At 67.5% G+C, this 7,418-nt stretch carries 9 protein-coding genes; 5 read left to right on the top strand and 4 right to left on the bottom strand.

What is annotated here, in order from left to right:
• A partial coding sequence (locus tag B3T77_RS02295; RefSeq protein ID WP_292076771.1) for an Hsp70 family protein occupies window positions 1–524 on the bottom strand: 524 nt, incomplete at its 3' end.
• Window positions 525–814: 290 nt separating this feature from the next.
• Here B3T77_RS02295 and B3T77_RS02290 point away from each other — a divergent pair.
• From B3T77_RS02290 to B3T77_RS02270, 5 genes are read left to right on the top strand one after another with little or no spacing between them, the layout of a single operon-like run.
• The gene (locus tag B3T77_RS02290) at window positions 815–1,183 is read left to right on the top strand and encodes a hypothetical protein (protein ID WP_284877071.1); all 369 of its coding nucleotides are present in this window, start codon (window positions 815–817) and stop codon (window positions 1,181–1,183) included.
• Window positions 1,146–1,784, top strand: coding sequence for an alpha-ketoglutarate-dependent dioxygenase AlkB (locus B3T77_RS02285; RefSeq protein WP_292076767.1), 639 nt, complete (start codon window positions 1,146–1,148; stop codon window positions 1,782–1,784). The genes B3T77_RS02290 and B3T77_RS02285 overlap by 38 nt, the downstream gene beginning before the upstream one ends.
• A 43-nt stretch (window positions 1,785–1,827) precedes the next feature.
• Window positions 1,828–2,586 carry a dienelactone hydrolase family protein gene (locus tag B3T77_RS02280; RefSeq protein ID WP_292076766.1) on the top strand — a complete coding sequence of 253 codons (759 nt, stop codon included), beginning with the start codon at window positions 1,828–1,830 and terminating at the stop codon, window positions 2,584–2,586.
• A gap of 58 nt (window positions 2,587–2,644) precedes the next feature.
• Window positions 2,645–3,124, top strand: coding sequence for an Rrf2 family transcriptional regulator (locus B3T77_RS02275; protein WP_066627179.1), 480 nt, complete (start codon window positions 2,645–2,647; stop codon window positions 3,122–3,124).
• Window positions 3,102–4,043 (top strand): NAD(P)/FAD-dependent oxidoreductase, encoded by a 942-nt coding sequence (locus tag B3T77_RS02270; protein WP_292076762.1) that lies wholly within the window; start codon window positions 3,102–3,104, stop codon window positions 4,041–4,043. Before B3T77_RS02275 ends, B3T77_RS02270 begins: the two co-directional genes overlap by 23 nt.
• On the opposite strand, the gene B3T77_RS02265 is transcribed toward B3T77_RS02270, so the two are convergent.
• The 3 genes from B3T77_RS02265 to murJ form a co-directional block, all read right to left on the bottom strand.
• A complete protein-coding gene (locus B3T77_RS02265) occupies window positions 4,040–4,504 on the bottom strand; it encodes an OsmC family protein (protein WP_292076760.1) in 465 nt (154 codons plus the stop codon). The two genes, B3T77_RS02270 and B3T77_RS02265, sit on opposite strands and share 4 nt — an antisense overlap.
• A complete protein-coding gene (gene trpS / locus B3T77_RS02260) occupies window positions 4,504–5,547 on the bottom strand; it encodes a tryptophan--tRNA ligase (protein WP_292076758.1) in 1,044 nt (347 codons plus the stop codon). The genes B3T77_RS02265 and trpS overlap by 1 nt, the downstream gene beginning before the upstream one ends.
• Window positions 5,548–5,672: 125 nt before the next feature.
• Window positions 5,673–7,268, bottom strand: coding sequence for a murein biosynthesis integral membrane protein MurJ (gene murJ / locus B3T77_RS02255; RefSeq protein ID WP_292076756.1), 1,596 nt, complete (start codon window positions 7,266–7,268; stop codon window positions 5,673–5,675).
• Window positions 7,269–7,418 lie beyond the last annotated feature (150 nt).

Genomic DNA, 7,418 nt, shown 5'->3' with positions numbered 1-7,418 from the left:
GCCGCGGTCGGCTCGTTGATGATGCGCAGCACTTCCAGGCCGGCGATCTTGCCGGCGTCCTTGGTCGCCTGACGCTGGCTGTCGTTGAAATAGGCCGGCACCGTGATCACGGCCTGGGTGACCTTGTCACCCAGATAGGCCTCGGCCGCTTCCTTCATCTTGGTCAGGGTGAAGGCCGAAATCTGCTGCGGGGAATAGTCCTTGCCGAAGGCGCGCACCCAGGCGTCGCCGTTCGGGCCCTTAACGATCTCATAGGGCACCATGCCCTTGTCCTTGGCGACGACGGGATCATCGAAGTTGCGGCCGATCAGGCGCTTGATCGCGAAGAAGGTGTTGGACGGGTTGGTGACGGCCTGGCGCTTGGCGGGTTGACCCACCAGCACTTCCGCGCCGTCCTGGATCGCCACGACCGACGGGGTCGTGCGGTTGCCCTCGGCGTTTTCGATCACCTTCGGCGTCTTGCCGTCCATGACGGCGACGCACGAGTTGGTGGTGCCCAGGTCGATGCCGATAATCTTGGCCATGTGTTCTTCAGTCTCTCTGGTTCGGCGGGCGATGCGGCGGCCTTCGACGAAGCGCCGCGCGTGACCGCCCCCGGTTGGGTTGGCGTGGATCAGGCTGGATAGCCCCAAGTTTCGCGGGGTTTCTCCGAAGCTGGCCCCGATATGGGAAAATCCCCCCGGCCCGCAAGGGCGTTATGCGATTCAACGCTTTCGAAGAACGTTGAAATTCGAAGATGCGGAGGCAGCGATCGTCGGGCATAAGATTTCCCATCGCGCTCTGGGGACCGCGATGAAGGAAGGGAGAGGAAACAATGATCAAGATCATGCTCAAGGCCGCTGTCGCCGCCGCCGTTCTGATCGGCTCTTCGGCCGCCGCCGCGTCGCCTGCTGGGGCGCCGGCCATCCAGTCGCGCGACGGCTATGATCGGCACGTCACCATCAAGAACCGCACCGGCTGGACCATGTTGCGCTTCTACGCGTCGGATTCACGCAGCGACGACTGGGAAGAGGACATCCTGGGCTCGGACGTTCTGGAAAGCGGGCAGGATGTGCGCATCAACATCGATGACGGCTCGGGCGCCTGCATCTATGACTTCAAGGCCGAGTTCACCAACGGTCAGGAGCTGACGCGGTCGCGCATCAATGTTTGTGAGGTCAGCGAATACACCTACACCCGTTGAGGTGAAGACCGCCGTTGAGGGCTTCCGGCTCTGGCCGGGGGCGCTCGATGCCGCGGCGCAGGCTGATCTGGTCAGCGAGGTGTTCGCCCGGCTGGAAGATGCGCCCCTCTATCGGCCGACCACGCCGGGCGGTCGGCCCTTCTCGGTTCAAATGAGCAACTTCGGGCCGCTGGGATGGGTCTCCGACCGGGGCGGCTATCGCTATCAGTCGACCCATCCGGAGACCGTGCGACCCTGGCCCGCGATCCCGACTATGCTGCTTGACCTGTGGGACGCCACGGTCGGCTGGCCCACGCCGCCGGACGCCTGTCTGGTCAATTTGTATCGCGATGCGGCGAAGATGGGCCTGCACCAGGACAAGGACGAGGCCGACCTCGGCGCGCCCGTCCTGTCGGTATCCCTGGGAGACACGGCGACGTTCCGCATCGGCGCGGCGGAGGGCGGACGCACCACGACGTTGAGACTGGACAGCGGCGACGTCTGCGCCCTGACCGGACCCGCCCGCCTGGCCCGCCACGGCGTCGACCGCGTGCTGGCCGGATCGTCGCGCCTCATCCCCGGCGGCGGCCGGCTGAACCTCACGCTGCGCTGCGCCGGTTGAGCGCCTGATTTTTGGACTGGCATTCGACGACAAGCTGCGGCGTATGTCGACCATGGACGATCTGAAGCGCCGCTGGGCCCGGCTGGAGCCCCATGTCACCGTCGTCGGACCGGACGACGACCAGCCCCGGCCGGCGGTGCTGCTGTTCCACGGCTGCGGCGGCCTGCGTGACCATTTGCCCCGCTATGCCGAAGTCGCCAAGGCGGGGGGCTGGCGCGCCTTCATCATCGATTCCTACGGCCCGCGCGGCTGGGGCCGGGCCTTCACCCTGGCGGCGGTCTGCACAGGCTTGTCGTTCCGGGGCTATGAGCGGGTGGGCGACGTGCTGGCGGCGATCCGGGGCGTTTCGGCACGCCCCGATGTCGACGCGACGAAGCTGGCCCTGGCCGGCTGGAGCCACGGCGGCTGGTCGATCATGGAGATGATGAGCGGCGCGCCGACGCCCGGCGCCTTTGGCGTGATGGATCCCGCCGAGGCCGACCTGTCCGGCGTCAAGGCGGTGTGGCTGGCCTATCCCTACATCGGCCCGTTCGCCTTCAACCGGCTGAAGCCGTGGCGGCATTGCCCGCGCGTTCTGGCCGTCACCTGCAAGCGCGACCACCTGACCACTGTGCGCAACGCCGAACAGGTCAACGCCATGATCCGCAACTGCGGCTCCGAGGTCGAAAGCTGGATCGCCGGGGGCACTCACGCCTTCGACGAACCCACCAATAACGGTCCGATGCGCCACGATCCGGAACTGACAGTCGAGGCCCTGCGCCGTTTCGGCGCCTTCCTGACCGACGCCGTCCCACACGGCTGAAAAAGAAAACTGACCCGCGCTCTTGACGGGCGATCCATCACGTAACAATTGCGGTTACATGAAAAGGGATTCCCGACTGTCCAACATCCTCCACGCCCTGCTGCACATGGCCGAGCATGAGACACGCACCGGCTCGCCCATGACCTCGGACCAGCTGGCGGTCTGCCTTTCGACAAATCCGGTGGTGGTGCGCCGAACCATGGCTGGCCTGCGCGAGCAGGGATTGGTGGCGTCGGAAAAGGGGCATGGCGGGGGCTGGCGTCTGTCGCGACCGCTGGATCAGGTCACCCTGGGCCAGGTGAACAAGGCCCTCGGCGGCGCGGATCTGTTTCCGGCCGCTCCGCCTGTCGAGGCCGACGGCTGCCTGGTCGAGGCGGCGGTCAACGACGCCCTGGCCGAGACCTACGCCGCCGCCCGCGCCCTGCTGATCGCGCGTCTGAACGACATAACCCTGGCCGATCTAGCGGCGGATTTCTCGCGCCGCATGGCCGAACATCCCAAGAGAGACCTCCTGCATGCCCACGCTCGAAAGTCCTGACGTCATGCCGCACGATGCCCTGATCATCGGCGGCTCCTATGCCGGCCTGTCCGCAGCCATGCAGCTGGTCCGCGCGCGCCGCCGCGTTCTGGTCATCGACGACGGCCGGCCGCGCAATCGGTTCGCCGCCCGCGCCCATGGCATTCTGACGAATGACGGAAAGCCCGGCGCTGAGATCACGGCGTCGGCTCGAGCTCAGGTCGCGGCCTATCCGACCGCCGCCTTCCGCATGGCGGAGGCGGTCGAGGTCGAACGGATCGATGGCGGTTTCTCGGTCGCCTTCGCTGACGGCACACGTACGCGCGGTCGCCGGCTGCTGCTGTCGCACGGGGTCGAGGACGTGCTGGCCGACATCCCGGGGGTGAAGGAACGCTGGGGCCGCACCGCCCTGCACTGTCCCTGGTGCCACGGCTATGAGATCGGCGGCGGCCCCATCGGCGTGCTGGGGCGCGGCGATCACGCAGTCCAGTATGCGGCGACGGTCGCCGAATGGGGCCAGGTCACCCTGTTCATGGATCTGGACATCGGCCTGTCGCCTGAGGACGCCCATCTTCTGGATCGACGCGGGGTCACCATCGAGGCCACGCCCATCGCGCGGCTGGAGGGCGAGGCGCCGGACCTGAGCGGCGCGCGGCTGACCGACGGACGGTTCGTCGACCTGAAGGCCATCTTCGTCGGCGCCAATGTCCGCGTCGCCAGCCCCTTCGCCGAGCGGCTGGGCTGCGAGATGACCGAAACCCCGATGGGGCGAGTGATCAAGGTGGACGCCATGCAGCAGACGACCCAGCCGGGCGTCTTCGCCGCCGGCGACTTGGCGCGCGCCGCCTCCAACATCACCCTGGCGACCTCGGACGGTATGATCGCCGCCCACGCCCTGTTCAGGTCCCTGGTCGAGGAAGAGACGGCGGTCGCCGCCTAGCCGATCGTCGCCTCGACCGTGATGGTCGCGCGGACCGAATGGGCCATTTCGCAATGGTCGTGGGCCTGGTGGTGCAGGGCGTCGATCTCGGCCTGATCGGGTTCGCGGCCGGTGAAGCTGGTGAAGGGGCGCAGCGTCACCTCGGCGAGGTAGCGCTTGCCGTTCTCGTCCTTGCCCATCTTGCCCGACGCTTCGTCGACATAGGTGTCGACCACCAGGCCGGCGTTGGCGGCGAAGGCGAGGAACCACAGCATGTGACAGCTGGACAGAGAGGCGATCATCGCCTCTTCCGGATCGACGCCGGCCGGATCGGACATCGGCACGGGCACGCTGGAGGGCGCCGACGACCCCAGCACCACCGCTCCGCCGTCGAAGCTCCAAGAATGGGCCCGGCTGTAGCCCTTGTCCAGAAAGGGCTGGTCGCCGCGGTTCCAGACGACCTTGGCTTCATAGACCCCCATTACGCCCTCCAGAAGCCGACGATCTTCTTGACCTCGTCCACCACGGGATCGGCGACCTCGGCGGCGCGTTCGGCGCCGGCCTTCAGCACACGGTCGATCTCGGCCGGATCGTCCATCAGACGGCGCATCTCGGCCGTCACGGGCGCCAAGGACGACACCGCCAGATCCGCCAACGCCGGCTTGAAGGCGCCGAAGCCCTGGCCGCCGAACTGTGCGATCACCTGTTCGCGGGTCAGGCCCGCCAACGCCGCATAGATGGCGACCAGATTCTTGGCCTCGGGCCGTTCGTTCAGGCCCTCCAGGGTTTCCGGCAACGGCTCGGGATCGGTCTTGGCCTTTTTGATCTTGGAGGCGATCGTGTCGGCGTCGTCGGTCAGGTTGATGCGGCTGTTGTCGGACGGATCCGACTTGGACATCTTGGCCGCCCCGTCGCGCAGAGACATGACGCGGGTCGCCGGTCCCTGGATGATCGGCTCAGGCACGGGGAAGAAGCCAGGAACGCCGAAGTCGTTGTTGAACTTGGCGGCGATGTCGCGGGTCAGCTCCAGATGCTGCTTCTGGTCTTCGCCGACCGGCACTTCGGTGGCCTTGTACAGCAGGATGTCGGCCGCCTGGAGCACGGGATAGGTGTAGAGACCGACCGACGAGCGTTCCTTGTGCTTGCCCGACTTCTCCTTGAACTGGGTCATCCGGTCGAGCCAGCCGAGGCGGGCGACGCAGTTGAAGATCCAGGCCAGTTCCGCATGGGCGCGCACGGCCGATTGCGGGAAGATGATCGCCTTTTCCGGATCCAGGCCCGAGGCCAGATAGGCGGCGGCGATCTCGCGCGTCTGGGCGGTCAGTTTGGCGGGATCCTGCCACACGGTGATGGCGTGCATGTCGGCGACGAAGACATAGACCGGCGCGCCCTGGTCCTGCAGTTCCACGAACCGCTTCAGGGCGCCGAGGTAGTTGCCCAGGTGCAGCGCGCCTGAGGCCTGGATGCCGGACAAGATGCGGCGAGGGCCGTCATAGGTCGCAACGGCGGGGGTTTGGTCGGTCATGGGATCGGGTCTCGGAAGGTCGAAAGGCAGGCGTGGCGAGGCAGGCGGCGGTTCAGCCGCGCCATCGCAGGTCATGGATCAGGCCCGAGGTCGTCATGGCCTCGCGCTTATCGGTTCCCCGCCGGTCAGTCCAGACCGGAGACCGCGCCGCCGCCGGGCTCGCGCTTCAACGTGGCCTTCAGTTCCGTGATCGTGACGGCCCGGAACGCCAGCAGGCAGAAGCCGTAAAGCCCGGCTCCGGCGCCGCAGACAACCAGCACCGCGATCTCCTTGGCCAGGAACAGGCGGCTCAGCTGCGGATAGAAGACGTCGGCGGCGAACAGCAGGGCGGCCATCATGGCGCTGGCGGCGATGACGCGCGCGATGCGCGACAAAAAGGCCGGCGACGGCCGCCAGCTATTCTCGCGGATCAGGACGCCGCCCAGCAGGGCGACATTGACCCAGGCCGAGGTGCTGGTGGCGATGGCCAGGCCCTGCACCCCGTCCCAGCCCTGACGGCGGAACCAGAAGAACAGGGCCGAGCCCAGGATGACGGTGATGACCACGCTGGCCACGGCGAAGATCATCGGACGGCGCGTGTCTTGGCGCGCGAAGAAGGGCGGGGTCAGAACCTTGGCCAGGACGAAGGCCGGCACGCCCCAGGCGAACTGACGCAAAACGTCGGCTGTGCGGGCGGCGTCGGCCGAGGTGAAGGCGCCGCGCGTTACGGTCGCGTCGATGATGAAGAAGGGAATGACGAACAGGGCAACCGCCGCCGGCAGGGTGAAGGCCATCGCCAGATTGATGCCGTCGTCCAGCGTCTTCTGCCCGCCCTCGTGATCCCCATCGACAAACGCCTTGGTCAGGCGCGGCACCAGGGCCAGGCCGATAGCGACGCCCACCAGGCCCAGCGGCAGTTGATACAGCCGGTCGGCGTTATACAGCACCGAACGCGCGCCCTCGTCCGACCCGGTCAGGAACTGCGACACCAGAGAGTTGATCTGCAGCGCCCCGCCCGCCAGGGCGCCGGGCACGGCGAGCGCCAGGGTGTGACGCACATTCGGCGTGATGCGCGGAAGGCCGATCTTCAGCCGAACGCCCAGACGCCGCACGCCCCACCACAGCAGACCGGCCTGGATCAGGCCCGACACCGTCACCGCCGCCGTCACCATCAGCAGCACCGTCTCCTGCGGGATCGGCAGGATCAGCGGCGGCATCAGGGCGGCCAGGGTGCACAGGTTCAGAAACACCGGCACGGCCGCCGACAGGGCGAACCGACCGCCCGTGTTCAGCACGCCCGACAGAAGCGAGGCCACGGTCATACAGGCCAGATAGGGCATGGCCAGCTGGGTCGCGATCACGGCGGCGCGCAGCACCTCGGGCTGACCCTGATAGGCCGACAGTAGCCACGGCATGATCCAGGGCATCACGACCTGCAGCAGGATGCAGAAGCCGGCGACGACCGCCAGCATGAAGCTAAGCGCCTCGGACGCCGTGACGGCGGCGGCTTCCTCACCCTCGCGCGCCCGAACCCCGCCATAGACCGGCACGAAGGCCTGAGCGAAGGCGCCCTCGGCGAACAGGCGGCGGAACATGTTGGGCAGCATCAACGCCGTGGTGAAGGCGTCCATCATCGGCCCCTGGCCAAAGCGCGCCGCCAGCGCCATGTCGCGCACGAAGCCGAGAATTCGACTGCCCAGCGTCAGGGTCGACTGCACCAGGGTGTTTCGGGCGAGGCTCATGCGGACATTCGACAGGGGGCGGAGGAAGGTTGTCGCTTAGCGCGCTTGTTCGCCGGGCGATACGGGCTTTGCGCGCGGGCTGCGGCGGCCCAGGTCGGAGACGTCGCGCGCGCTGGCGCGGGCCGAGGCGACCTTGCGTCCGGCGGGCGC

The sequence above is a fragment of the Brevundimonas sp. UBA7838 genome (assembly GCF_002500885.1).
GTDB lineage: Bacteria > Pseudomonadota > Alphaproteobacteria > Caulobacterales > Caulobacteraceae > Brevundimonas > Brevundimonas vesicularis_C.
This window is presented reverse-complemented; position numbering and strand designations above follow the sequence as displayed.